The sequence below is a fragment of the Paraburkholderia dipogonis genome, assembly GCF_046027395.1.
In the GTDB taxonomy this organism is placed as follows: Bacteria; Pseudomonadota; Gammaproteobacteria; order Burkholderiales; family Burkholderiaceae; genus Paraburkholderia; species Paraburkholderia dipogonis_A.
On sequence record NZ_JAQQEG010000011.1, the window covers coordinates 108517 to 133817 of the forward strand.

At 57.1% G+C, this 25301-nt stretch carries 22 protein-coding genes; 14 read left to right on the plus strand and 8 right to left on the minus strand.

The features are described from left to right. Nucleotides 1-210 precede the first annotated feature (210 nt). Nucleotides 211-1611, minus strand: a complete 1401-nt coding sequence (gene dcm, locus PQR32_RS13275) for a DNA (cytosine-5-)-methyltransferase (protein ID WP_408226965.1) — start codon at nucleotides 1609-1611, stop codon at nucleotides 211-213. Between the two features lie 367 nt (nucleotides 1612-1978). On the opposite strand from dcm, the gene PQR32_RS13280 reads away from it, so the two are divergent. Together PQR32_RS13280 and PQR32_RS13285 are read left to right on the plus strand one after the other, a co-directional pair. Then, on the plus strand, nucleotides 1979-2662 hold the full coding sequence (locus PQR32_RS13280) for a hypothetical protein (protein ID WP_408226968.1): 684 nt from the start codon (nucleotides 1979-1981) through the stop codon (nucleotides 2660-2662). Nucleotides 2663-2790: 128 nt separating this feature from the next. Beyond that, nucleotides 2791-3417 carry a hypothetical protein gene (locus PQR32_RS13285; RefSeq protein WP_408226971.1) on the plus strand — a complete coding sequence of 209 codons (627 nt, stop codon included), beginning with the start codon at nucleotides 2791-2793 and terminating at the stop codon, nucleotides 3415-3417. A 95-nt stretch (nucleotides 3418-3512) separates the two neighbouring features. On the opposite strand, the gene PQR32_RS13290 is transcribed toward PQR32_RS13285, so the two are convergent. After that, complete coding sequence (locus PQR32_RS13290; RefSeq protein WP_408226974.1) at nucleotides 3513-4688, minus strand: DNA cytosine methyltransferase; 1176 nt, start codon at nucleotides 4686-4688, stop codon at nucleotides 3513-3515. Nucleotides 4689-5037: 349 nt separating this feature from the next. Here PQR32_RS13290 and PQR32_RS13295 point away from each other — a divergent pair, with 349 nt between their 5' ends. Together PQR32_RS13295 and trfA are read left to right on the plus strand one after the other, a co-directional pair. After that, nucleotides 5038-5292: a hypothetical protein gene (locus PQR32_RS13295; RefSeq protein WP_408226977.1), complete on the plus strand. Its 255-nt coding sequence runs from the start codon at nucleotides 5038-5040 to the stop codon at nucleotides 5290-5292. Further along, nucleotides 5289-6161: a plasmid replication initiator TrfA gene (gene trfA / locus PQR32_RS13300; RefSeq protein ID WP_408226980.1), complete on the plus strand. Its 873-nt coding sequence runs from the start codon at nucleotides 5289-5291 to the stop codon at nucleotides 6159-6161. The genes PQR32_RS13295 and trfA overlap by 4 nt, the downstream gene beginning before the upstream one ends. Before the next feature lie 365 nt (nucleotides 6162-6526). Here trfA and PQR32_RS13305 read toward each other — a convergent pair whose 3' ends face one another. Together PQR32_RS13305 and PQR32_RS13310 are read right to left on the minus strand one after the other, a co-directional pair. Continuing rightward, on the minus strand, nucleotides 6527-7129 hold the full coding sequence (locus PQR32_RS13305; RefSeq protein WP_408226983.1) for a hypothetical protein: 603 nt from the start codon (nucleotides 7127-7129) through the stop codon (nucleotides 6527-6529). Continuing rightward, a complete protein-coding gene (locus PQR32_RS13310; RefSeq protein WP_408226986.1) occupies nucleotides 7126-7752 on the minus strand; it encodes a helix-turn-helix domain-containing protein in 627 nt (208 codons plus the stop codon). Before PQR32_RS13310 ends, PQR32_RS13305 begins: the two co-directional genes overlap by 4 nt. 214 nt (nucleotides 7753-7966) lie before the next feature. Between PQR32_RS13310 and PQR32_RS13315 the strand changes: the two genes are divergently transcribed. Beyond that, nucleotides 7967-9622 (plus strand): recombinase family protein, encoded by a 1656-nt coding sequence (locus PQR32_RS13315; protein WP_408226989.1) that lies wholly within the window; start codon nucleotides 7967-7969, stop codon nucleotides 9620-9622. A 310-nt stretch (nucleotides 9623-9932) separates the two neighbouring features. Here PQR32_RS13315 and PQR32_RS13320 read toward each other — a convergent pair whose 3' ends face one another. Beyond that, nucleotides 9933-10847, minus strand: coding sequence for a LysR family transcriptional regulator (locus PQR32_RS13320; RefSeq protein WP_408226992.1), 915 nt, complete (start codon nucleotides 10845-10847; stop codon nucleotides 9933-9935). Nucleotides 10848-10944: 97 nt separating this feature from the next. On the opposite strand from PQR32_RS13320, the gene PQR32_RS13325 reads away from it, so the two are divergent. From PQR32_RS13325 to PQR32_RS13340, 4 genes are all read left to right on the plus strand, one after another. Next, a complete protein-coding gene (locus PQR32_RS13325; protein WP_408226995.1) occupies nucleotides 10945-11922 on the plus strand; it encodes an aldo/keto reductase in 978 nt (325 codons plus the stop codon). Between the two features lie 128 nt (nucleotides 11923-12050). Then, on the plus strand, nucleotides 12051-12464 hold the full coding sequence (locus PQR32_RS13330; protein WP_408226998.1) for a (R)-mandelonitrile lyase: 414 nt from the start codon (nucleotides 12051-12053) through the stop codon (nucleotides 12462-12464). 104 nt (nucleotides 12465-12568) lie between these two features. Continuing rightward, the gene (locus tag PQR32_RS13335; protein ID WP_408227001.1) at nucleotides 12569-12880 is read left to right on the plus strand and encodes a putative quinol monooxygenase; all 312 of its coding nucleotides are present in this window, start codon (nucleotides 12569-12571) and stop codon (nucleotides 12878-12880) included. 399 nt (nucleotides 12881-13279) lie between these two features. Further along, complete coding sequence (locus PQR32_RS13340; RefSeq protein ID WP_408227004.1) at nucleotides 13280-13969, plus strand: carboxymuconolactone decarboxylase family protein; 690 nt, start codon at nucleotides 13280-13282, stop codon at nucleotides 13967-13969. 279 nt (nucleotides 13970-14248) lie between these two features. On the opposite strand, the gene PQR32_RS13345 is transcribed toward PQR32_RS13340, so the two are convergent. Further along, nucleotides 14249-14944: a hypothetical protein gene (locus tag PQR32_RS13345; protein ID WP_408227007.1), complete on the minus strand. Its 696-nt coding sequence runs from the start codon at nucleotides 14942-14944 to the stop codon at nucleotides 14249-14251. A gap of 1245 nt (nucleotides 14945-16189) precedes the next feature. Between PQR32_RS13345 and PQR32_RS13350 the strand changes: the two genes are divergently transcribed. After that, nucleotides 16190-17893, plus strand: a complete 1704-nt coding sequence (locus PQR32_RS13350; protein ID WP_408227010.1) for a GMC family oxidoreductase — start codon at nucleotides 16190-16192, stop codon at nucleotides 17891-17893. Nucleotides 17894-18064: 171 nt separating this feature from the next. Next, nucleotides 18065-19540: an aldehyde dehydrogenase family protein gene (locus tag PQR32_RS13355; RefSeq protein ID WP_408227013.1), complete on the plus strand. Its 1476-nt coding sequence runs from the start codon at nucleotides 18065-18067 to the stop codon at nucleotides 19538-19540. An 80-nt stretch (nucleotides 19541-19620) separates the two neighbouring features. Here PQR32_RS13355 and PQR32_RS13360 read toward each other — a convergent pair whose 3' ends face one another. Continuing rightward, nucleotides 19621-20040 (minus strand): cupin domain-containing protein, encoded by a 420-nt coding sequence (locus PQR32_RS13360; RefSeq protein WP_408227016.1) that lies wholly within the window; start codon nucleotides 20038-20040, stop codon nucleotides 19621-19623. A 339-nt stretch (nucleotides 20041-20379) separates the two neighbouring features. Here PQR32_RS13360 and PQR32_RS13365 point away from each other — a divergent pair, with 339 nt between their 5' ends. The 3 genes from PQR32_RS13365 to PQR32_RS13375 all read left to right on the plus strand — a co-directional run bounded on the left by PQR32_RS13365 (nucleotide 20380) and on the right by PQR32_RS13375 (nucleotide 23208). Continuing rightward, nucleotides 20380-21270: an NAD(P)-dependent oxidoreductase gene (locus PQR32_RS13365; protein WP_408227019.1), complete on the plus strand. Its 891-nt coding sequence runs from the start codon at nucleotides 20380-20382 to the stop codon at nucleotides 21268-21270. A 112-nt stretch (nucleotides 21271-21382) separates the two neighbouring features. Continuing rightward, nucleotides 21383-21682 (plus strand): antibiotic biosynthesis monooxygenase family protein, encoded by a 300-nt coding sequence (locus PQR32_RS13370; RefSeq protein ID WP_408227022.1) that lies wholly within the window; start codon nucleotides 21383-21385, stop codon nucleotides 21680-21682. 149 nt (nucleotides 21683-21831) lie between these two features. Next, nucleotides 21832-23208 carry an MFS transporter gene (locus PQR32_RS13375; RefSeq protein ID WP_408227025.1) on the plus strand — a complete coding sequence of 459 codons (1377 nt, stop codon included), beginning with the start codon at nucleotides 21832-21834 and terminating at the stop codon, nucleotides 23206-23208. A gap of 142 nt (nucleotides 23209-23350) precedes the next feature. On the opposite strand, the gene PQR32_RS13380 is transcribed toward PQR32_RS13375, so the two are convergent. Further along, nucleotides 23351-24457, minus strand: coding sequence for a LysR family transcriptional regulator (locus PQR32_RS13380; protein WP_408227028.1), 1107 nt, complete (start codon nucleotides 24455-24457; stop codon nucleotides 23351-23353). Between the last annotated feature and the right edge of the window lie 844 nt (nucleotides 24458-25301).

Here is a 25301-nt window from a genome sequence, read left to right on the forward strand (position 1 = left end):
CATTATCCGGGTGGCGCAGGAGGCTATCTGCGGAAAATGGCGGCGGGCTGAGCCCCGCTAGCGCCGGGGGACGGTGCTATGGATTGCAGCACTGTCGCTACAGGATACGAATATGCCCGATAGGCCCGTTGTTGGGTGACCGCTCCTGGATCAGGTTTGTGATGTACTCCGGCGGTAAGACACGCGGGATCGACGCAAGCACCGGATGCTTTATTCCGGATTCTCAGACGCATTCGTCCATTGTGTGTGAGAGACATCGCTAGCCATGCACTCTGCATGTGACTCAATCTCCCACAGGTGAGCATCGTGAAGTGCGGTCGCAATGCGTGTTACGAGGCCGGTGACCAGCGCGTTGCCCATCAGAAACGCCCGCATTGAGTCCGAGACCTCGGGATGTTGGGTGAACCCACGCGGAAACCCATTCAACCCTTCAAGTTCTTCGGGAACCAGTCGGCGTAATCGTCCATCCGTTGCACGGACAGCATGTCGGGTGCGGGAAGCAGATGACCCGCCCTCAGACGTGATGATGGTGCGCGCCGGTTTGTCGAGCGGGTCAGGAAATGCCATCGCCCCTTCCGTGTAGTTGTATTTGAATCCATCTTTCTGACGGGGAAGGCACTTTGCTCCCTTGGCCATTCGCCAGGCTTCTTCGGCATCGCTGCTGATATAAAAGTTGTTGGGCACATCGGTCGTTAGACTGACAACATCTCCCAGCGTCAGGGCATGAGCGGTTCCGATGAACGGCGTGTAGTCGCTGAATATTGCGGCATCCACGGATGCGCTGTACACGTATCCCTCGAACATGAAGCCCGCGTTTGCGAATGGTGATTTGCCGTTCGGCAGCGGCTGGAACGTAGACTGCGCTGCGAACGGGTCTGCTGGTATCTTGAGACACTCCCGCGATGCCTGCGCCGGGTCGCGAGGCACGCCGGGAAGGGCGTTACCCAGCACGCCAGATGAGAGCCAGCCACCGGGGGCCACGAACTCACTTACGATGTTGGATGTGTAAAGGCTTGTCGTGTTGTGATACGCGACGATGAACACCCGCTTGCGTTTCTGAGGAAATCCATAGTCGGCGGCGTTGATCACGCGCCACTCAACCGCGTATCCCAATCTATTTAACGTGGCCAGCACGATAGCGAAATCCCTGCCTTTCGCCGATGCTGGCGACGACAGCAGGCGGTCGACGTTTTCGAGAATCAGATATTTGACGGGAGCGTCGTCGGCGATGCGTTGCCGCAGGAGTTCGGCGATGGACCACCACAACACCCCCTTCCTGCCTTCGATGCCCCTCGACTGTGACAACGGTTTGGCAACCGAATAGTCCTGGCAAGGAAACCCGCCGACGAGCACATCAGGTGCGGCATCACGTATCGCCTGCTGACCGGCTGGTGAGGCCAGTACCTCGTTAATGTCCTGGTTCAGATGTACGCCGTCCGGCCAGTGTGTGTGGTAGACGAGACTGGCGTGCTGAATCTTCTTTGACGGTTCGAACTGGTTACTGAGGGTGACGCGGAAAGGCTGCCCGGGAACGGATTCGAGGCCGAGACGGAATCCGCCTACGCCCGCAAAAAGTTCGATGACATTGAGAGTGCCACTTTGTTGCTCCATTTTGTTTCCATTGGTGGTTGCAGGAAACAAGTGGAGAAACGCGTTTTATCCGGTTTTGAGGATTTTCTTGAGATTTAATTATTTAGATTAAAGATGTCGTCGCCGTGATTTGGATTAATGGAGATGCGATACGTCCATGAGGCTCAGGTCAGTTGTCCGTGAGGTATTCGTGATTGCGGCACGGGCCCGCCGGGAGGAGTGCCGATGCGTGGTTGTCTGGGCTGATGTTATTTTTAAATTTGGATAAACATTTAAACGTATAAAATAGAAGTCAAGATATTCAATTTATACGTTGATTTATACGATATTCAGCATTAATCTTCTTTTTGTCCCCGGTGTGGGGTTAATCAAAAAGGACATTTTTAATATGGAAAACGGCGCAAATATTTATCAACCGGCTCAGGACTCTTCTATCCGATTGGGTCTTATTGCCTCCGCGAGCGAATATAGCGGGACCAGCCCGCGACTCAAGGGGCCCGTCCTTGAACAGATGGTCGAATTCGACCCAAGCCAGTATGCGAATGCCCGTCGCGCGACATTCGATGCGTTCGTCATTGGCGGTCCGCAGATGCCGATGCTTCTGTTTGCGCTCTGTATTGAGGATGCGTTGCTGAACTGGCTGGCAGACCCAACGGAGCCCGAGGTGTGGCAGGCGATTGACACCTGGAACCGCCAAGGCGCCGTCCCGGTGGCGCTGAGTCGTGAGGACACGCACACGTTCGTCATTCCACTGCTGGAAAAACTCGGTGGTCCCGTCAACCAGCTCCGGCGCCTTAGCAATCAGCCAGCGACAGATATGTTCGTGACGCAGGCGATTGAGGTCTGCAAGCAGGGAATGCTCGACGGTTACGACCATCCATACACACTGCCGGCGACTCACAGGAATTCATGCGTGCTCCACACGCGTAGGGTTGACCGCGCGCTGAAGCAGCTGGGGTACGAGATTGCATACCCTTCGAGCGAGTCGGGGATAACTTTCTTCCATGCACGCAAAACGGAGGTGTCTGCTTCATACGGCGATGCGGAGCGTGCGATCCGCGCCATGCACTGACCTCGGTTAGCGCTTATGTGCGCGCGGGTCGTCTGTCTTTGGTGGTCGCGCGCGTGCGAATCGTATTCTGTCATTGCGGTGCCTATACGTAATGCGCCATTCCGGCGCGTCTACATAGGACACGAACAATGATTGAGAAACCGACAAGATGTGGTGATGCGCTGCTGACACCCGCGCGCGTGATGCGGCCGGAGGACGTTACGGAAGCTATGGCTGGGCGGCAGCGGAAGGGTGCGGGGCTGGAAGGATGGTTTTTGTGCGGAGACGTTTCCGCGCCCATGTTTGCCGCCATGCTCAAGGAGTCAGCTGCGCGGGACCTTAACGTGGCCGCTTTTACGGGCGATAAGGCCGGCAACTACGTGGTGTTCACCCAGCAGCTTGGCATGTTCCAGCACCGGTTTCTGCTTCCGCTGTTCGAACCACCGGTTCCTGAGTTCCTCGCCTCTTTGCGCATGGCACCCATGCAGGTGGCGATGGGCGACGCGGGAGAGGAGGCGGCGGCCGTTTCTGCCGCACACCTCCCGTGGGAGATGATTGCACCGGTCGAGAGGCTGGTTCAGTCCGTTTCCGACGTTGACCGCGAGGAGGTCATCCTGGGTGTGTCGGGCATTATCAGCAAAGTGTGCGCCATTGCCACGGTGCCTGCGCTGCTCGGGCAACCACTCGTCAGGGACTTGAGCGTGTCGGTGATGCTGCCGACACACCTGCTCGAATGCGTTGAGACGAGTTTCCGTGACGAAGGGACGCTCCACTAGCTCCAGGACATTCCGCCTGCGCTCCCGGTACGCGGCGCGCAGCGCGTCCAGTAACGTTGATTGAGATGGTCCGCCTGCGCGGACCGTCTTTATTTTTAGGATGCGGGATTGAGGCAATCGGTGAGCCAGCGTCCCGCCACCTTGGCGATGGGCACAGGCAATGCGTTACCGAGTTGGCGCATTCCCTGCGACCACGAACCTTCCACGACGAAATTGTCCGGAAGACCTTGTAGTCGCGCAGCGTCCCGCACGGTGAATTGCCAGCAAGCGCCATTGTCATCAACGAACATGTTCTCGCCGCCGGGAACGCCGTGGACGCCAGCTTTGAGGGCCTTCGATGGCAAATCCAGTTGGCTGCCCGTATGACCCGGATACTGACGCGCAGTCCGGCGACCTGCGGAATCCTCAAGGTGGTCGGTCAGTGCCGCCGTCCCGTTGCCAGCCAAGGCGTCCCGGCAGGTGTGCCAGGCTGCTTCGCTAGGGTAAGTCTTTCCCGTGAGGAGCCGCTTGAGGATAGACCTCTCCTCTTTGGGTACCAGCGAGGCATCAGGTCGCAGTAAGCCATGCCGCTTCCAGTACTCGCCGGAAACCCACCTGTCCCACACCAGTCGTTCGTGACTGTGCGTTGCGGCCGGAAATTCCAGTAGGCTGCCGCAATCTTGCCGTACGCCGGCGATGAGTACGCGCCGGAGGTTCTGGGAGACGCCGTAGTCTGCCGCGTTCAGCGGCACGACGGTGACGGCGTACCGCGCATCCTCTCCGTCGCTACACGGTCGCTCCAAGCGTGTGACCAGGCCGTTAAGGTAATGGCCGAACGCGGGGCGCAGCAGGCCCGGTGTGCTCTCGAACAGAAACGCTCGCGGCAGCGCCTCCGACACGGCGCGAACAGCCTCCGGCCACAGGTCCCGCTCGTCATGCTGGCCGGCGCCCAGGCCACCACCGGAAAACGACTGGGAGGGAGGGCCGCCCGCGATGAGGTCGATGCCGGCGTACGCGTGCCAGTCGACCTGACGCACATCGACCTGCGTAATTAACAGACGGTCCGATTTGCCGAACGCGGTCCGGTTTGCGGATAGCGTCCGGCATGCGTATGTGTCGATGTCGACCATCACCGGGTGAATGATGCCTGCCTGTTGCAGGCCCAGGGCCATCGAGCCGCATCCGGCAAAGAGCTCAACGCATTCGAGTGAACGGGTGGACGCTCCGGCATCGTCGTCGATGTTGGACGGCGACGATTGAAGGGCGTTGGCGGTGTATTGCGAGTGGGTCATTTTCACGGACTCCAGAGTGGGTGAGTCTCGTGTAGGCCCCTGTTTTATCCGGCCAGCGGATTTTTTCGTTACCCGATCTGCGGCGGAAAGATGACCGGATCAGACGCCAGCCCGATGAGGCGGCGTCCGGACTTTGCGCCTCCGGCAACCCGTCGCGCATCACATCACGACGGTCGGCTAAATGCGGTCGCTGCACCTGTTATTCACAACAACAGGAGTCACGGATGCAGATAGCCAAGCGCCCGGCTTGGGCACCCATTACCAGTCCGAGGTCGAAGCTGGCGTTCGAACGCGCAGGCTTCGCACCGGTTCGTATGAACGCGTGCGCGAGACTCAGCGGAGGTCGCGAATGACGCGCTGCGGCGGCCGCAAGGCAGGACACAGGAAAATTTACGCAATCGTCGAGGCCAATGCGACGCAGCCAATGCGCTACCTGCTGGCCGGGCCTGGGCCGGATGGCTCGCCCTGGACGCTGGACCCGTCGAAGGCCAGGCGATTTTCGGGGTTCGAGGGATTCGAATTCCTCGGCCGCGCACATGAACGCGGCCTCGAACTAGCGATGCTGCCGCTCGATGACGCAGTCGCGGGCGGGGAGAGGCAATGAGCGATATTCTCCTCGACGCGCTTGTCGCTGAACGTGACCGCGACTGCGGAAAGCCGGCAGCGCCAGCACCACGGCTCTGGCAACTACCGTACCCACTTGTGCCATACCATCCGGAGAACGCGTCCATCGTTCCGAACGAGCTGGTGCGCTGCGCGCTGTTTCGGGTTGCCGATCCGGCGTCGCCGCGCCGGTCGTTCTCGCGGCACCGGCTACCGGTTCAGGCTTCGCGAAACGGGTATATCGAATACTCGGGGGAAGAGCTACGGCAGGACGACCGGCGGGTGTTCATGCACGCCCTCCACCGGGAAGGAGAGACGCCAGGCGCTGCGACATTCAGGCCACGGCGATTCTGCGAGGACATCGGCTGGGGCACGTCGAACGCGGCTTATGAAAAACTCATCGAGACGCTCACGCGGCTCAAAGCAACAAGCCTGTTGATGTTCGTCCCGCGCATTGCGCGCGCGGGGGTGGCCGTATCCCTGATTGCCCGCTGGGAGTTCGTACCGGACTCGAAAGAGATCCGGGTGTACTTTGACCGGGAGATTGCGGAGCTGTTCAGGGACCAGCACTACACGCGCATACTGCGCGTCTACGAGGACCGGCTTACCAGGCGTTCGTATCTCGCGTCATGGCTACTCGGATTTTATGCGTCACACCGCGAACCCATAGCATTCCCGCTCGACAGATTGCAGAGCCTGTGCGGCGACGTGACGCCACGCAAAGAGTTCCGGCGCAAAGCCACCCTTGCGCTGCAGCAGCTCGTCGACGTGAAGTTCCTGGAGTCGTTCTCGATTGAAGACGGAACGGTCAGTTGTCGCCGCGCAATCACCCCACCCGAACCGCGCAGTTGCCCCACCGGAATCGCGTAATTGTCCCACCCGAATCGCGTGATCAGCCCACCGGTAGGACGAACGGAAGCCCGCCTGACGGGCCTTCGGACGCGAAAAGTTATACGTAACCTATAACCTTTTAACCATTAACCAGGCGGAGACTTCCCCAGAGGAAAAGTTTTTCTGAAGTTCCGCCCTTTCGTTGGCCAAGGCTGCGCCTTAAGTGGCCATCAGGGAGGACGGCTGACTGTCTGCCCCGGGGTGGGGCAATTGCGCGAAGACCATGTGCACGGTCCACGATCTCGCGCGACGGACGCGAGAGGTGCAACCGTCAGTCCTCTCCGGGATCGGCCATCTGTAGGCTCTGTAAAAAGAAAAGGCGCGAGCATCGCTCGCGCCGTGAATCACAGAGTGGCCTCGAAATCGCCAGGCTTCAGAAACTGCGAAGTGTCCTTGACAAAAACCACGCTTACGAAGCTTGCGGGCTTGTCATCGAATACGAAAAACTTCGTGTCCTGCAATAACCTGGAGCAGGCCGACGCCTTCTCGTTGCATGCATCCTCAGTGGAGAACGCGACAGCTCCGGCAGACGTTTCCAGTAGCCGGCTGCATGCGTCGGGTTCGATAGCGAGCAAGGTCGAGTGTACCCAGCTGTCATCCCGCGTATGTAATCCCACCAGCAATTCGCCACTCGCGGTCGCTTCCTGAAGGTATTGCCTTACGTGCGGTTCCGACAGGTTCAACCCCACTCTGGTCTGGCAGGTTTCAATCTGCAGGGTGACAGCCAGAAGAAACATTCCACCGCCGGAACGCAGCGTACTCAGTCTTGACTGTCCTAATGCGTGGGTGGCCTCGAATGCGCGCTGCATTTCCTCAGGAACCTCGACTAGGAGCGCGCTTCTTTCAGACGGTTCTTCCCCGCATATACGCTCAATTGACGACCAGTGAGCCGAAGGAATGATGTAGCCCGGGTGCAGTCCATGCTCCCTGAGCACGGCCGAGTTCATTGAACCTCCAGTACTGTGGGAGCGATTCCCGTTGCCGAGGGCTGCTGGGCGGTTCGTTGGTGTGGCTTGACTTCGTTGTCGAAAACTAGCGCGGCTTCCATCGTGTCGCGGAGCCGGCGGGTAAGCGAAATGCCTGGTGTGAGGTCAAGACCTGTTGCCTCGCGATAGCATTCAATAACGAAGATTTTCATCTCACGACTGGCCGAGAGGATATCGCTCGGCACTGAGGCGCCGAAAGCCCCATCATCCCGGATGAACTGCATCACCTGGTCAAGCCGGCTGTCGAGAGAACTGGACGGCATGACGAAATCCTCTGCCCGGACCTGCTCTGCCAGGATTTTGACGATGACGGGCAGGACCCCGAGGTACCGGGCAGCGGCATCGACAAACTTCTGCGATACGTTGCTCGCGCATCGTGTGTCGTTTCTCAACTGCGAGAGATAGCCTGGTGTACATCCAAGTTCATTTGCCAATGCAGCCAGTGAATGGTCCCGATAGTTCGCTTGCTGGAACAACGCCGCAAGCAGTCTTGAACCAGGCCTTTGCAACTGCTCGGTGTCGAGCGTCAGTTTTTTTCGGCGTGCACTGCGCCCGGTACGCCCTTCTGCGTGTGTCATTTCCATTTTTGTTGTCCTCGAACGTTTCGGCCGGGTCCGGCCGTGAGCGGGTCGCTCAATACGTATAGCAACTGTTCGGATCAGTCCCGCTCACGCGTTCGCTATACGTTTTGCTGAGGCATAGCGAGGACACTTATATGGCAATACCAGGACCAGTTTCAGAACTACTCGACCTGTTGGTCGAACTCGCCGCAGCAACTTACCAGCAAAAGGGAGACGTATGCGGCGAGCAGGAATCTATGCAAGATATTCGGACGATGAAAGCCGGTCGACGTCAATCGACGACCAGGTTAGAAGGGCGCGACAAACAGCGGCGCAGTTAGGATTTACCGTCAGCGACGAGCACGTTTTTGTCGATGCGGCGGTGACCGGACAACAGAAAGGCTTGGCGAAGCGCGTTGCTTACGCGCGATTTATCAGTGCGTGGGAGGCCGGGGAGTTCGAGGCCATCGTGGTCGATGAGATATCACGGCTCGCACGCTCGACGCTAGAGTTTGCTCATCTCGAGCAGCGTATCGAACGGACTCGGGTGCGTGTCGTCAGTTGCGACGGCACCGACAGTTCGATACCTGGGTGGCAGTTGCAGTTTGGCATCTCGGGGCTGATCGCGGCCCATTTTGTGCGTGAGACCAGCCACCGAGTCAAGCGGGGCATGCAAGGGCAATTGATACGCGGATTCATGATTGCGAAAGCGGCATACGGATATCGGGCAGTCAGGCACGGGGAGCGCGAAAACGAAGGAGGAACAGTCTGGGAAATTAATGAGCCGGCGGCAGACCGGGTGAGGCAGATGTTCGCCATGCGGTACAAGGGTAGCTCGCTCAATGCCATCGCAGAACACCTGAACCGTGAAAGCGTTGCCTGCCCCCGTCCGTCGAAAGATGGCGGCGCGGGGTACTGGCGGCCGGCGACGGTAAAGCAGATTCTTGCCAACACCATTTATCGCGGCGTTTTCGTATATGGAGGCAGCAGCTTTACGAAGGCAAAGGCAAAAAAGGAAAAGCAGGACGTTACCGAGATTGAGTATGCCCGTCCGGAGTTGCGGCTCGTGGATGACCATGTCTGGTACGCCTGCAATGACAGTTCATCGTCTCAGCCGTTCCGGGGAGGCGGGCGACGGCTGTTCGCTGGGCTCGTGACGTGCGGTGTCTGTCTGGGGAGAATGAGTATCGCAGGGGGAGGTTCTGCGCCTCAACTGTACTGCGCAGCATGTGCGCAGAGACGTCGAGTTGCCGTTGAAAATGCTCCGGAGCGGGTGGATTATGTTTCGGTGAAGGCGTTAGAACATGCGCTGACACATCTCTTGCGATGCATGTTTGACGATGAGCGGATCGGGGAATTCCGCAACCGTCTGAAAGCACGATTGGACGGAGGTCAAGAGGCTCGCATTACTGAGCTGAAACTCGCGGTGGCACGCGCTGACAGGCAGCTTGAAAGTCTGGCCCAGCGCATGCGGCGATTGGAGGCGGATGGAGAGGATTTCCTCGAGCAGGCGTATCGCGAACAACGGGATGAAAAGAAGCGCCTGGCTGATGAACTGGGAAGGCTCGAGGTGTGCGCAGCTTCGCTCGACGTCGGGAATCTGGAGCGCCAGTTGGCCGTCGAGCCGCTCGACATCATTCCAGCACTGTTTGGCCCAGATGCGGCGGTTGAACGGGCGAGGGCGGTTCTTTCCCGGGTATTCCCGAAAATCGTGCTTATTGCCCGTCCTCAAAAGTTTGTGTCGGTTTGGGCCGTGACGACGTGCGAAGGTGCGGTTGTGGCGAACCTGTCCGGGACGACGCCGGTAATTGAGGAGGAAGTCGAGTATGTAGTGCGGGTCGAGACCGGTGCGACGCGGCCGACACCTTGGCGGGTAACGGCCGAGAATAACTGAGGGCGGTGAAGAATTGATTGTGCGGGGCACTTGTGCCCCGCATTTCTTTTCCCGATACTTGCTCGCAAGAAAGATATATCGGGTCGCAATGCGTTCGCAATTTCTCACGCGCCGCACCGGACTTTTTGACAGTGGGCTATCCTCGGGAGGTTGGAAAAAAGGCGCGTTGCGATCATGGCGCTGTTTTTGCGTTGCCTATACCGATCACCTTCGGATGGTCGCCGATTTTGCCGGATGGCCGTTCGGCAAATCGCCCTGCATCAGACAGCGGGCTATCGTGCGCCCACGCTCAATGGCAGGTTGTTGGCTTTCAGGGACTCTGTCTTGTCGCACCACCGCGATATCGCAGTGCGTTAGCGACGGCTGCAAAAGCCGGCAAGGGTTGACGTCGGCTAGGATAGTAGAGATGGTATCCGGGAAACCAGGGACACCAGTCTTCCAGAAGTGGGACCAACTGACCACTTGCCAGATGATCAGCAACGCGCGCCTCGGACACATAGGCGAGCCCGTGCCCGGCGAGGGCCGCCTTGGTAATCAATTCGATGTTGTTAAACATTAGTTGCCCATCCACCCGGACGTTTAGTTCTCGCCCTTCTTTTTGAAATTCCCAAGCATAAAGACCGCCATAGGTCGGCAGGCGCAGATTGATGCAATTGTGGTTTGTAAGATCCTGAGGGATGGCGGGAGCGACGTTCCGCTTCAGATAGCTGGGCGCCGCGACCACGATCATCCGCATATCCGGGCCGATCGGAACTGCAATCATGTCCTTGGCAATCACCTGTCCGATGCGGACCCCGGCGTCGTATCGCTCGGCAACGATGTCAGTCAAACCGTAGTCAACGACTATCTCAACCTTAATATCTGGAAAATCGGGAAGAAATTTGTCGAGGGCGGGCCATAGTACGTCCTCCGCCGCATGCTGATCGGCGGTAATGCGCACCGTGCCAGCGGGTTTCTCGCGCAATCCACTTAGTGCGGCAATCCCTGCATTGATGCCTTCGAAGTGCGGTCCAACCGTCTGACACAACAGCTCGCCTGCTTCTGTGGGCGCGACCCCGCGCGTGTTGCGCGTTAATAGCCGAATTCCAAGCCTCTCCTCCAACGCCCGCACGGTCTGGCTAAGCGCCGACTGAGAGATTCCAAGCTTCGCGGCGGCTCGGGTGAAGCTTCGCTCTTGCGCCACCGCGAGAAAAGCAGAAATGTCCTGAAGATTGTCGCGCGCCACGGTATTAGCTCTGCTTATAACGGTATGCCATTTATACCATCTAATCAACTGGCCGGGCGAGGGCTATAGTGGTCCATCACTTGTATAGAGGACCGTTATGAAAACGCGCACGCTTGGAAAAAACCTCGAAGTCTCCGCCATCGGCATGGGCTGCATGGGACTGACGTTTGGCTATGGGCCTGCCACGGATAAGTCCGAGGCTATTAGCCTGATTCGAGCTGCGGTTGAGCGTGGCGTAACGTTTTTCGACACGGCCGAGGCTTACGGCGCCGAGAACGAAGAAATGCTGGGTGAGGCGCTCTCACCGTACACCGGCAAAGTAGTTATAGCCACAAAGTTCGGATTCAAGAACGGCAATAATAAAGACGGCCTGGATAGCCGCCCCGAGCGGATCCGTCAGGTAGCGGAGCAGTCCTTGACGCGCCTAAGAACCGATGCGATTGACCTGTTTTATCAGCACCGTATCGATCCGAGCGTCCCGATTGAAGACGTTGCAGGCACGGTCAAGGATCTCATTGCCGAAGGCAAGGTGAAGCACTTTGGCATGTCGGAAGCCGGTGTTGACATGATTCGCCGCGCGCATGCCGTTCAACCGCTTACCGCGCTGCAAAGCGAATACTCGATGTTCACGCGTGATATTGAGGCAGAGATCCTGCCGACTTTGGAAGCACTGGGCATCGGCTTTGTGTGCTTTAGCCCGCTCGGCAAAGGTCTGCTTGGCGGCAAGATCGACGATTCGACGAAGTTCAAGGAAGGAGATGTGCGTAGTACGTTGCCGCGTTTCTCCGGCGAAGCCGTCGCGGCAAATGCCAGGTTGGTCGCGCTAATCGGGGAAATTGCACAAGCCAAGAACGCGACGCCTGCGCAGGTCGCGCTCGCGTGGCTTTTGGCCCAAAAGCCATGGATCGTACCCATCCCCGGTACAACGAAGTTGCATCGCCTCGAAGAAAACATCGGTGGTGCTGCCGTTGAGCTTGCGCCTGGCGACTTGCAAGTCCTTAGCGACTTGCTTTCGAAACAGCCTGTTCAAGGCGCCCGATACAACGAGCAGATGATGAAGACGGTGAATCGTTAATTGCTCAAGCTAAGCGCTACACGGTTCACTGCGCTGGAAGGTCTTCGCTTCGGTTGTTGTTGATCACGAGTGGGGCGTTTGCTTCATCAAGGCATTACTCTTGAAACTAGGTTCTTTGGAGATAGGTCATGAGGATAACCCGTGTCGGCAGCGTGCCGTCGCAGACGGCCACAGCGGAATGTTTTACGGGAGTCGTGCGGGTCGATAGTCCCTTCAGGGCGGAGGAGCCGGCGCGCACGGTTGGTGCGCTTGTCACTTTCGAACCTGGAGCGCGTACGAATTGGCATACCCATCCGCTCGGACAGACGCTGGTGGTGACACAGGGGCTGGGATGGACGCAGTGCGAGGGCGGACCGAAAAAAGAGATTCGCGCCGGCGATACTATTTGGTGTCCTTGCCAGCGCCGCCACTGGCACGGCGCGACTGCATCCACCGCCATGGCGCACATCGCGATCACCGAGTCCCTGAACGGCAAACACGTTGATTGGATGGAACCCGTGACGGACGAGCAATACCTTGGAACGCCAGTGGAACCGGACTGATCGACGAAGGTGAAAATTTGAGCCAACCACAGTAGACGCAAGGATCACATCGCACGTGTCTCTTGAATCAGTGGAAATAGACAGGCTCCACAAAGGAACAGATCATGCGACACCGAAAATTAGAGGAACGTCACATCGTTTGCGAGTTGCGTTGTGAGACTACTAACCGTGAAAGAGTCCGGCAACTCATTGTTCAATTTGTTGAACCCGCAAGGCTCGAAGAGGGATGTCTCTACTACCATCTTCACCAGAAGCTTGACGATCCAAATACGTTTTTCATCATCGATGGCTGGGCGAACGAGGACGCGGTCGACAAGCATGCGAGCAATCCACATGTGGCAGAGGTAATGAAGGAGCTTGCTCCGCTGTTGACGTTTGGTCCGTCTATAACGCTCAGCAGTCGCGTGAGTGACTGACACGGCGGGTGAGAGCTCGCATACCTAGCAAGGCCTCGGAAAGGGCGCGTGGAATGGTGCGGCAAGCAAGGCATAAATGCCTGTTAGACGGGGGCGCGTAACCAGGCCGGGTTGGTGGCGCCACGTAGAAAGCTCATTCTGTCTGCGGCAATGTCAGCCCCATCCATGCTGCAGTGGAAAGCACGATCATAAATGCAACTAACCTCAGGTCATCGAAACGATGGCGGAGGAAACCAGGTACGAATATGCCGCGCTTCCTGCTCGCAATTGTGATGCTGTTACCTGAAAGTCGATTGCGTGCTACTGGGCGCTGAAAGTCAATGTCGATGCTTCAAACGCTCGTCATTGTTATGGCCAACTGGCCCAAGCTAGAGAATTCTACCTGTCTGGATGAGAGCAATGACCGATAGTGATATTCGTGCCGTTTCCCCAGTCCTCGGTCACTATACTGAGGACCTACTCTTGTCGAACATCTGGGAGCGGGCGCAACTGCAAGCGCGCGATCGAAGCATCGTTACCGTTTCCGCCTTGATCGCGCGGAATCAAAGCATTGAGATGCGGCACCACTTGTCCCTCGCGCTGACCAATGGCGTTACGGCATGTGAGATTTCTGAGGTTATAGCGCATCTGGCGTTCTACTCGGGATGGGCAAACGCTTTGATGGCCGTTTCGATCGCGAAGGATGTTTTCAAAGAGCAAAACATCCTAATGGAGCAGTTGCCGCCAGTTCGAGGAGCCGGGCTCAAGGTTGATGAAGCGTTCGAAGCAACGCGTACTGCTGCAGTGGATCAGTTGGTCGGACCGGCGTTTCATGTTCTCGCGGACTATACCACCCACGCACTTTTTCACGATCTATGGTTGCGAGCAGCGCTTGCGCCGCGGGATCGTAGCCTTTGCACCATCGCGGCGCTTATTTCGGTTGGTCAGTCCGCGCAGATTCCGTTTCACGTCAACAAGGCCATGGATAACGGAATGACGCAGGAACAGGTGGTCGAGGTGATTACTCATCTGGCGTTCTACGCTGGCTGGCCGAATGCGATGTCAGCGGCTGTAATTGCAAAGGATATCTTTACAAAGCGTACAAACTGATTACGCATGGCGGTAGGGTGGAAAATGCGCCGACGAACATTTGCTACGTGATAGCCATCGGGAGATAACTGAGCGCTGCAGAAAGACTGGCTGTGCTGAAAATCAGCACGGTCAGGTTCTCCACAACCAGGTCGGATGAGTTGCCGGGATGCACCGATCTATCCAGAACTGTCGCTATTGGGACATAGTTGTTCCGGCATAGACTCCAGCTCGTGCGAAATGAAAGAGGAGAGCGGCCTTTTGCGGCGATTAAACTGCGCGAAAGAGCGGTTGTTGTGATTAGTTTTGGACAACTTTCGTTACCATCTCGAGCCACCGCGTCCATTCGACAAGCTGCTGCTCCACGTGAGATCGCACGACGCTGTCAGGTACTGCGGATACCACATAGACGGCGACTTTCATCACAAACCCCTCGTCGGTATCCATAAGCTGGTTCATGAATTTCACTACCTCGGTGCCATCCGCAAGACGGCCCACCCCGACCATCATTGCATCGTAGCCGGCAGCAGGTTCGACCGGCGCATAGGACGGATCAAAAGAGCAGTACATCCGAAACGGAACATGTCCCAGTTCCTCGACAACTATGTAGCAGGGCTCATTTACGCCTCGGGGGTCCTTCACCCATCCAAAGCGGTAGTGTTCGGGGAACGCTGGATAAACGACGGTGTGCAAGTCGGTGAGCGCGGCGGACCACCAGTCCGAAAACTGTTGCTTCGATACCCCTGCAATCCGAAATTCGACTTCCGCAACCTTCCACGACCCGTCGGACGCTGTGGCCCATTTTCGCCATTGCTCGTCGGTTGACTTGAGGTCGTCGGCAAGCAATTCGTCCATCTGCTCGGGGGTGATGCGCTCCTTCAGCAAGCGGAGGGCACGCCTGGCCGATCTAAGTTCCAACTGATCGACATCTAACGCCGACGGCTCGCCATCAATAAACGCATGAATATTCGAATTTTCTTCAACAGCCCCCTTCATCTTGTCCCCTTGTTTAACGCGCCTGTGAAGATGCAAATCACTTCAATGTACCCAGCAAATACGAGCCAAACAACCATCGCGGGTCAGCTCGATTCCCGCAATGAGTCTGGCTTTATCGGACGTCGGATAGTGAGTCAGACAAGGTTGCCCGATCAGCTGGGTTTGACAGGGCGCTAGCGCACGCTTGTATTTTCGCAATTGATAACAGAACTCAGCGGAGTTAGGACATGCTCAAAAGATAGCGGATGTGCCCCGTGGTCTCAAGCAACGGGCTAGCCGGATTTTAGCCGGGCCTGAAGTTAGGTCGCCGTGTCGTTGTCGGTCAAGCGTTTCGCCGGGTTTTACCGCCATTTTTCAGTCTCAAACTACGCGACTGAGAGACGCGCGTCTACCCGAACTGGCGGCAAGGACCTTTGCGGCAGGTGCAAAAGTTCACCGTACAAATTCGACGCGAGTTAAATATTCCATTGGCTGAGCGCGTGCGTTATTTCGTGACTGCTGCCAGCATTTCCCCGTTGCTGCACGGCTAGTCTACTGACTTGCTGCAGACGCAGCGTTCGCCTTTGCAAAATTCGGGAAGTTCCTTGCCTGTCTAGGTCTATTGATCCCTCGAAACGTGCGCTATACCCTTAGTACACACCCTGAAGGTCGCCGTGAGGAGCCTGAGACACGGCGCAAGTGGGACCCGTGCGCGGGGGCGATTGGACTGATACCGTGCGATGGATTTCCGCTTGCCGTTGCGATGCGTCTGTCCTGAATCCCCGGAACGCAACGTCTTGTCGACATGTGTTCGCTTCGCGCCTGACGGAAAAAGAACGGACGGTCCAAACGCTTTCAGGTGACGGATCACTACAAAATCTGGAGACATTAGGAAGAAATATGGTCAGTGGAGTGATTGGCGCTTCCGGGTCTGTCGAGCGACGTAACGTCCACCTACTTGCGCCAGTTGGCCACGATTCCAAATCAAGGCTGCTTTGTGCCGAGCGCTGGCAAGACAAGCATCTGAGAAGTAGCTTCAACGAACCCGCTTCCCGGGCACCGCTCGAATGGCATTTGACTCAGCTTCGGCGGCTTGAACATGCCGATGGCAATGCGACTTCGGTCGAAGGCCCTGCGAATCTACGGTAGGCGACGAGATGCAGTTCGCGTACTGCGGCATCCACATTCTGTATTGCGCATAGGTCACTCGCTTCCAGGCTTTGAAGCAAGGATCGATTGCCATTCAACAGTTGGAAAAGGAAAGACATGCATTCTGATCAGTCGACTTGGGATTACATCGTCGTCGGCGCTGGCAGCGCGGGCTGCGTTCTGGCAAATCGGCTCAGCGATTCCGATTCACGTCGGGTCTTGTTGCTCGAGGCGGGTCCGCCGGATACGCCGTTGATGAAGCCGGCCGGTGCAAGCTGGTATGTGAACCTGTCGAGGTTCGAATGGCACTTCTGGTCGCAGCCGGACCCTACTAGGCGGATGCGATCTGACCATTGGCGTCGGGGGCGCGTACTCGGGGGTTCGAGCAGCATCAACGGCATGAACTATGTGCGTGGCACGTCCGAGGATTACGACCGGTGGGCGGCTTTAGGCAATACAGGTTGGGGGGGCAAGGATGTCATGCCGTTGTTTCAGGCTCTGGAGCACTGCGAGCCCGGCTACCGTACGCCGCCCGACTACTCGATCAGAGGACGGACTGGCCCCTTGCCGATCCGCGAGGTCAGAGACTGCCATCCGCTGACGGACGCATTCATCAAGGCCGCCCAAGCGGCTGGCTATCGGTACAACAGCGATTACAACGGCGCCAGCCAGGAAGGGGTTGGATATGGTCAGTTCAATCAGCGAAGGGGAATGCGTTACAGCTCGGCAGACGCATTCCTAAAACCGATTTCACACCGAAAAAATCTACATGTGCTGACCGACGCCTTTGTGCATAAGCTGCTGTTCCAGGATTCCCGCGTCACCGGTGTCCGCTATGAAAGGGAAGGCGCAATGCATGAGGCGTACGCCGACAAGGTGATTTTGTGCGGTGGCGCAATCAGCACGCCGCAGCTTCTGATGCTGTCGGGAATCGGCGATGCAAAAGCCCTGCAAGAGCTGGGTATTGAGGTCGTCCTCGACAGGCCTTCGGTTGGGAAAGACTTGATTGAGCACCCTTTAATTCGACCAAGCTATCGGGTGAAAAAACCGAGCTACAGTCCGACCGAGGGTTTTTGGCAGAAAGTCAGCTTCGTCGCGAAGTTTCTGCTAACCGGACAAGGTCCGATAGCAACGCCAGTGGAGGGGCAAGCATTCCTAAGAACCTCTCCAGAAGAACCTGCGCCAGACGTACAGATGCACTTTGCGCCGATCGGCATTGTCTATGCGGACGATCCGAAGGTCCACAAGGGATTGAACATGTTGCCGTTTCCGTCCTTTTCCGTGTTTATCAACAAGTCTTATCCGGTCAGTCGCGGGCAGATCAGATTGGCAAGCGCTGATCCCAAGGCCGCGCCACTCATCGAACCAAATCTGTTGAGTGACGAACGTGACGTGGAGACATTGGTGCGGGCCATTGAGCTCGTCCGCCGCATTGCTTCTACAACACCGATGGCCGAAATGATCGTCGAAGAAGTCGAACCGGGCAAAGATTGCTCGACCCGTGAAGCGCTGGCCGACTACGTCAGGGGACGGACGGGACTGTCGTACCACCCAGCAGGGACTTGCCGGATGGGAGTTGACGAAGATGCCGTGGTGACGCCCGATATGAAAGTCAGGGGTCTCGAAAACCTCTGGATCGCAGACGCTTCGATCATGCCGGACTTGCCAAGCGGCAATATCAACGCTGCGTGCATGATGATCGGCGAGAAACTGGGGCGCCAGCTCAGTCAGCCACAAGCGCAGTTGCCCGATGAGTCCGACTCGCGTGTCTATCTTGACACTGCGCTTCGCGGTTCGCAAAAGCTTGGGCAAGATGCATAAGCCTTTGAGCGTGTCTGCGCGAGACTTCTCGTTAAGCGCCGCCGGGCGTCGTTGACGCCCGGCAGTTATCGCTTGTCTCAGACCGCAAAGGAGCTTCCTGCTCAAGCGCGTTGATGGTGACCACGGCTACCTCTATCGTGCAACTGATGCGATTTGCCACAAACCCTATGGATGAACACTCAGATGCTTAATGCCGCGGAAAGTCGAAACGTCAATTGGGTACTAGATCTCCTGATCAATGGAGAGATGGTAAAGGGAGAAGGTGCGCCGCTCCCGGTCGAAAACCCCGCTACTGAAGAGATTCTGGCAAGCCCTCAGGAGGCCACAATGGCTCAGCTTGAGAAGGCGGTGACCGCCGCACGCCGGGCATTCGATTCAGGCATTTGGCGCAACGCCGAAGAGCGGCGGCGCCTTTTGCTGCGCCTTGCGGACCTGCTGGAAGAGCGCGCCGACCAGTTCTGTGCTGCGTTGATCGAGGAGGTTGGCACGCCGCTTTCGATTTGCCATGCGATGCAGCTAGGCACCCCAATCAAGATGCTGCGGTTCAATGCGAATGCTGCGACGAAAGATCGGACGCGTTCGCTGGGCCGCGACTCTGGGCCGCCGGCCACGGAAAGTCTTATTCGATACGAGCCGGTCGGGGTCGTCGCTGCAATCAGCGCGTACAACTTTCCAATCTTGATAGCGGTTGGAAAAATCGCCGCAGCCTTGAGCGCCGGGTGCACCGTCGTGCTGATGCCTAGCCCGCAGACGCCGCTCGCCACGCTAATGCTTGCCGATCTGATCCGCGAGGCGGGATTCCCACCTGGCGTCGTGAACGTAATCATTGGCGGTTTGGAGATTAGTCGCGCGCTGACGATGCACAAGGATGTCGATAAGATCAGTTTCACGGGCTCGGTGCAGGTAGGCCGCCAGGTCGCACTTCAGGCTGCCGATAGCTTTAAAGGCACTGTGTTGGAACTAGGGGGAAAATCTGCCGCTATTGTTTTGCCGGGCGCCGATCTAGCGAAGATCGCCTTGCCGATTCATGGTCGCTATCTGCGCAATGCTGGCCAAGGCTGTCTGTCGCCGACGCGGGTCCTGGTGCAGAAAAAGCAGCTTGATGACTTTATTGACGCAAGCCGCGACGCATACGCAAAAATCCAGGTTGGAGATCCGTGGGATCCTGCGACCACGGCCGGCCCGCTGATCACAGAAAAACATCGCGAGCGTGTAGAGGGCTATGTGGCCCGCGCCGTAGCAAGTGGCGCGAAGATCGAGATCGGTGGCGGACGGCCCGAGATGGAGCGAGGCTGGTATATGAACTCGACCTTGGTGGGCAGTGTGACCAACAAGTCTGAGATTTCACGCGAGGAGTTGTTCGGTCCGGTCGGCGTCATCATGACGTATGACACAGTGGACGAAGCGATCGTCATGGCCAACGATTCAGATCTTGGGTTAGGGGGTGCAATATGGGGACCGCTCGATGAAGCCAGGGAAGTCGCCACAAGGATTCGAGCGGGTACGGTCTCGATCAATGGCACTGGTACCTTGAGAATCGACGGCGTACTGTCCGGTTGGAAACATAGTGGTCTCGGACGCGAATGGGGGGAAGACGGGATCCAGGAATTCCTTGAGACCCAGCACGTGCAGTGGGTGCTCGACTGACGATACCGGGAGAGAATTGCCTTATCGGCCATCGTTGCGATGGCCGATAGAGAGAAGCGCGCCTGAGGGCGCCGCTCAATTCACTTTTTCCAGCCTGTGGGCTCCGGAACGGCAAATGGGACGCTGACAGGAACACTCTTGAAGTCTGCTGGACCCACAATTTCCAGATACTCCATGTCTGGGGAGTAGTCGAAGAGGAAGTGACGGATACCTGGGGCTTGATGCACGCAGTCTCCAGCAGAAACGAGTGTCTCTTTGTCTTCGTACATAAATTTCGCCCACCCTTTGAGCATGATGACAATCTGGAAGTCAGCCTCGTGGACATGCCATCCGGTTCCCGCTTCTGGCTCGTTCTTGGCTCGCACAAGATGCGCAATTACTTTGCCGTTGGTCGCATTGACGATGCCGAGATCGCGGTATTCGAAGAAGTCACGCAGTCCACCGCTCTGATACTCCGTATCGTTCGGGTGGATGTGAGAGAAATTCGTATTCGTAGACATAGTTTGTTATCCAAAATAATATGAAAAGATAAGGCAATTATAGAAGTCACGTTCCTTGCACACGTATACGCAAAATTGCGTAAGAGAAGTGATCGACGCCACACGTTTGAAACTTCTGGATCGTACTGCTTCAGATCGTGGTTTGGCGTCGGGCCGGCGCATCGACGGTGCGGCAATCTTCCACCACTGTCTTAGGTTTCGGGTTTGCCGTCCAACGCAAAGATCCTTGCTTTTGCTGGCGGCTTGTCGGACTGAGGTGCCGCACTTATCGTACAAATTGTTGGCGGACATCGAGTGGGTTGATTTGGGTTTTCATAAACTCGTACAGGGGAATTTGTCATGACAGTCCGATCGGTTGCCGTCATTGGCCTTGGAGCCATGGGTGCTCCAATAGCACATCGTGTTCAGGACGCGGGCTTCGAGCTTATCGTGTGTGAAAGAAATCCCGACGTCGTGGCACTGTTCGCTGGCACGGGAGCGCGTGTCGCCCCGGTGCCGGAAGCGTGTGCGAATGCGGATGCCGTCCTCATTCTTGTTGCTACTCCAGATCAGGTTTGGGAAGTGATCATGGGAGAGGACGGCATTCTGAGCGGAGTCACCGCACAACGATCTCCGATTCTGACGGTCATGAGCACGGTTTCCGCGGAAGTCATCGAAGACATTGCGGAGCAACTGCGACCGGCGGGAGTTCGCATTATCGACGCACCGATAAGCGGAGGCGTGCGTGGGGCGGAACAGGGCACGCTAACGATTTTGACCGGCGGCGATGAGCGGGACATCAAAGCGGTCGAGCCTGTCCTTGAGAAGCTCGGATCACAGCGAATTCATTGTGGTCGTCTCGGCACTGCCCAGACGATGAAGATCGTCAACAACATCATCGGCGTGTCCGTGACGGTCATCGCAGGCGAGGCCTATCGGCTTGCAATGGAGCGAGGACTGGACCCAGTTCTTGTCTCACACGCGCTTGAGGCCTGCTCCGGTCGAAATGCTCGCTCCAAAGATCCGGCGGGTCCACAGGTTGGTTATTCGGAGTGGGTGCAGGATCGCAAGTCTTACGCAGGGGTCGGGGCAATCATGCGCAAGGACCTTACGCTCGCTGTTGAGATGGCCTCTCACGCCAAGGGGCGATACCCGGCGGTTCGAGCCATGAAGTCTTTGATCGATTCTCTGGGTGACGAGACTTTCGATCATTGGCGCCGCATTGCTGGATTACCGCCGACTAGCGATTAACGCTCATGCTGCGACACTGGAAATACCTGCACTGGACGTCGACACGATCGTCGAAGTTCGACATGGCAGCGTCGCTGCTGCGGCTCATTAGACCCGGTTCAAGGAGTGCGTGATGGTTCTGGAAATCGCCGAAATCTACATCCGGCGCGGCGAGAACGAGGCGTTTGAAGAAGCCATTGGACTGGCATTGCGAACGATTACCGCGAATGCTAAAGGTGCTGCAAGTTATAGCTTGCATAAAGGCGTGGAGTTGCCTGAGCGATACGTGATGCAGGTTTCGTGGGAGTCGCTGGAAGACCACATGGTTACCTACATTGGCACGCCAGAGCGCGAGATATGGCGTTCGATTGTCACTCCTTTCTTTGCGCTGCCACCAAGGATGGAGCACTTTACTTTGGTCGCGACGTCCTGACCTCTGGCGTCACATACATAGACAATGTGGTCGTGTTAGCCTTGATCAAAATGTCGCCTTACGGCCGGCTAACAGCCTGGGGCCGTACGTAGATGTTCGCCGACCGAAGTTGCGATCAAGCACACTAACTATTCATGGAGACGTCGCGCATGATCTTGGCGACCCGCACGCTCAACGTTCGTTCGTTTATCGACGTTGAACGATTTTCCCCGTGCCAGTGGCTGATTCTGGTTCTGTGTTTTCTGATTCTTGCCGCTGACGGCTTTGATGCTGCGGCGATTGGATTTATCGCTCCATCTCTTGTGCATGATTGGGGCGTTGAGCGAGGCGCACTTGGCTCGGTAATGAGCGCGGCGTTGGTCGGGCTTGGCATCGGGGCGCTCCTCGCTGGCCCTATCGCGGATCGGGTCGGTAGAAAATCTGTCCTTGTTCTGTCTGTAGCTTTCTTTGGCGCATGGAGCCTCGTCGCGGCACACGCGCAAACGGTCGGGGCGCTGACGGCGTATCGCCTCCTGGCAGGGCTTGGCCTCGGTGCGTCGCTTCCCAACGCGATCACACTCATGTCGGAGTACGCGCCGGCGAGGTTGCGGGGTATCGTTGTTAATACAATGGTCTGCGGATTCTCGTGCGGACTTGTAGCAGGAGGCGTCGGGTCGGCATGGCTTATTCCACATGTAGGATGGCAAAGCGTATTGACTGCGGGCGGCATTGGGCCGCTCGTGCTTGCCGTATTGTTAGCGTTGTTGCTTCCTGAATCGGTGCAGTTTCTTGCGGTCCGCGAAGGAACGCATCAGCGTATTGCTCGAATTCTGACCCGCATCGCTCCGCAGCAGCGCTTTGACAATTGTAAGTTTGTCGTCACGCAGACCGATCAAGACTCGGGGCAGGGAGCTTCGGCGCTCGCCCTTGTGCTCTCCCGTCGCTACCTTCCTCGCACGCTCCTACTGTGGACGGCGTATTTCATGGGTTGTCTGATTTACTATCTATTAACTAACTGGATGCCAACGTTGTTTAGAGACGCTGGCTTCAGCGTCGCGTATGGTGCCCTGTTGACCGCCTTATTTCCGCTTGGCGGTATAGTGGGCACGTTTTCCGCCGGCTGGCTGATGGACCGGTTCAGCGCCAATCGCACAATCGTCATTGCTTATCTCCTGGCGGCAGCACTGGTGGTGATTGTGGGACGGTGCATCGGCGACACGCCATTATTGATTGGTGTGCTGGTCTTCATCTGCGGAATGGTCGTTACAAGCGCGGCAACCTCGACCTCGGCTTACGCCGCGAACCTCTATCCGATTGCGGGCCGTGCGACTGGAGTGGCCTGGACCCTTGGGGTCGGGCGTATCGGCGCGGTAGCGGGCGCCTTTCTCGGAGCGGGGTTACTCGGATTGGGCTGGCGATTCGGTAATGTGTTCGGGATGCTCGCCGTGCCGGCGGTTGCAGCTGCAGGTTCATTGCACGCGATTACTCGGTGCAAGCCCAGCCATGTCGGTGATGAGATTCCTGGGAACCCAGCTCGCCAGCGTTAAGCCGGTTAGTGGGCCGTCTATCGCCTGCCCCGTGGGTGACTGACAGCGAGCCACGCGGTTCGCGAACCCTTGCAGTGGCTAGGGCTTCGGGAACCATGCGGCCGGATCGTGCCGGACGAATTTGCCCCGAAGAGATGAGCAATCACCGCATCGGGCTGTTCAGAGGCGCAACGGTTGCCAGTCCGTTGGCTTCAGCTTGCACATCTTGTCCCTTGAACAGCTCTACCAGGAAATCGATAAAAATTCGAACTTTTCGGGAAAGTCCGCGACTGCTTGGATATACAGCATACAGTTCAGCATCACCGGCTTTCGGGCTAACGCTATAGTCGCTGAGTACTCTGACGAGTCTACCGCGTGAGATGGGTGCTCGAACCATCCATTCATGAACCATGATGACGCCAAGGTCCGCCAACGCTGCGGAAAGCAATACCGAACCATTGTCGGAGCGCAGGTTGCCTTGAACCTTGATCTCCTGACGGGCGTCGTTTTGGGCAAATCCCCAAACGTTACTGTAAGAACGTGCCGTATAAAGCAGGCAGTTATGACGCTCCAAGTCATCTGGACGCTCCGGGACACCCTTTTGCTCAAAATATTTGGGAGAGCCGCACACGATTCGTTGGCTAGGACTTAAGCGTCTTGCGACAATCTCGGAGTCCGGTATATGGCCCATCCACACAGCCACGTCGATGTTGTTGGCAACGAGGTCCAGTCGTTCGTCAGTCAGCGAAATATCAAAGCTTAGCTCGGGGTATTGAGCAAGGAGTTTGGGGAGGGCTGGAACAATAATCGTGGTGCCTGTCGAAACGCGTAGGAGGATCCTCAAGACTCCCTTCACACTTTCCTGAAAGGACGTGGCTTCGGATTTTGCGTTGCTGAGATCTCTGGCGATAGCGCATGCGCGGTCATAGAACATCCGACCTGGTTCGGTAAGAGACAAGCTGCGAGTGCTGCGGTTGAGAAGTCTTATGCCGAGCTCTTCTTCGAGCGACTGCACCTGTCTCGCTACCGAGCTGATCGAGCTATCCGTACAGCGAGCGGCCGCCGAAAAGCTGCCAACTTCGGCGACCTTGATGAAAGTCTCTATGCGCGTGAAATCGTCCATTTGGACCCACTTTGGACCGCTTGTGTATTTCTGAACCGGCCCGTCAAACACATCTATGAGCGCGCCAGTGATTCTGGTGCGACGCCATGGCCCGGTTCGATCGAGATCGGGCCGGTTGGTCGCAATGCCTGAGAGGACGGCTTCCAAGAAGAGAGTCCCTGCGCGACCTGCCTGGCCGACCGGATCGAAACAGCGAGTACAAGCGTTGATCGCCCGGCGTCAGCTATCTGGATTTTGACAGACTTTGACTTAATACCGAATGGTGAAAATCCCTATGTCGTGTTGACGAGAAGAGAACGGAATTCCTAGGCGACTGCGTGCCGTCGCGGGCCTGCGAGGATGGCGAGAGATCGGATCGCCGAGCGGGCCAGTGGCGTGGGGCGGCGAGGCATGTGTGGGCTGCCGAAGACGGTGCGATGGCGCAGGCGGGCGCGCCGGCGGGGTTCAGGATTTTGAACCCTTCGCTGTAAAAACTGACCATACCGTAATGGCAAAGATGCGCGTAAACCCGGTGTCGATCTGCGCAAGACGAATAAATATGCCTGGACTGGGTACCTCCAAACATCGTCGCAGCTGGGCCGCTTGCACGGTCCGTTCGAGCGTGAACCCGGCAGCTTTGACGATTCGACAGCAATGAAACCACGACGTCCGACGATTGATGTCTTGATGGCTGACAAGATTTCCACAGAGTTCACCAGTGACGCGTCTGCCGATTCGACGATTGGCTATTGCCTCAAAGAGCACCACGGGGCGAGGCTGAACGAAAACGTCCCACGTAGGTAGCGGCAGACCAACGTGCCGCGCGTTCGAGGCACTGCTCGATGCAAAAAAATGACGAGCCAAGGTGCTTGCCAGAAATAGCAAAAATCGATGGTGGCGGGCCATCTACAATCGATTCAAGGATGGACGATTCGCCAACGGAAATGCAGCACTTGCGCGAGTGGTTAGCATCGGGCGATAAATCTGAATGCTGAGATCGATGTCCTCGACG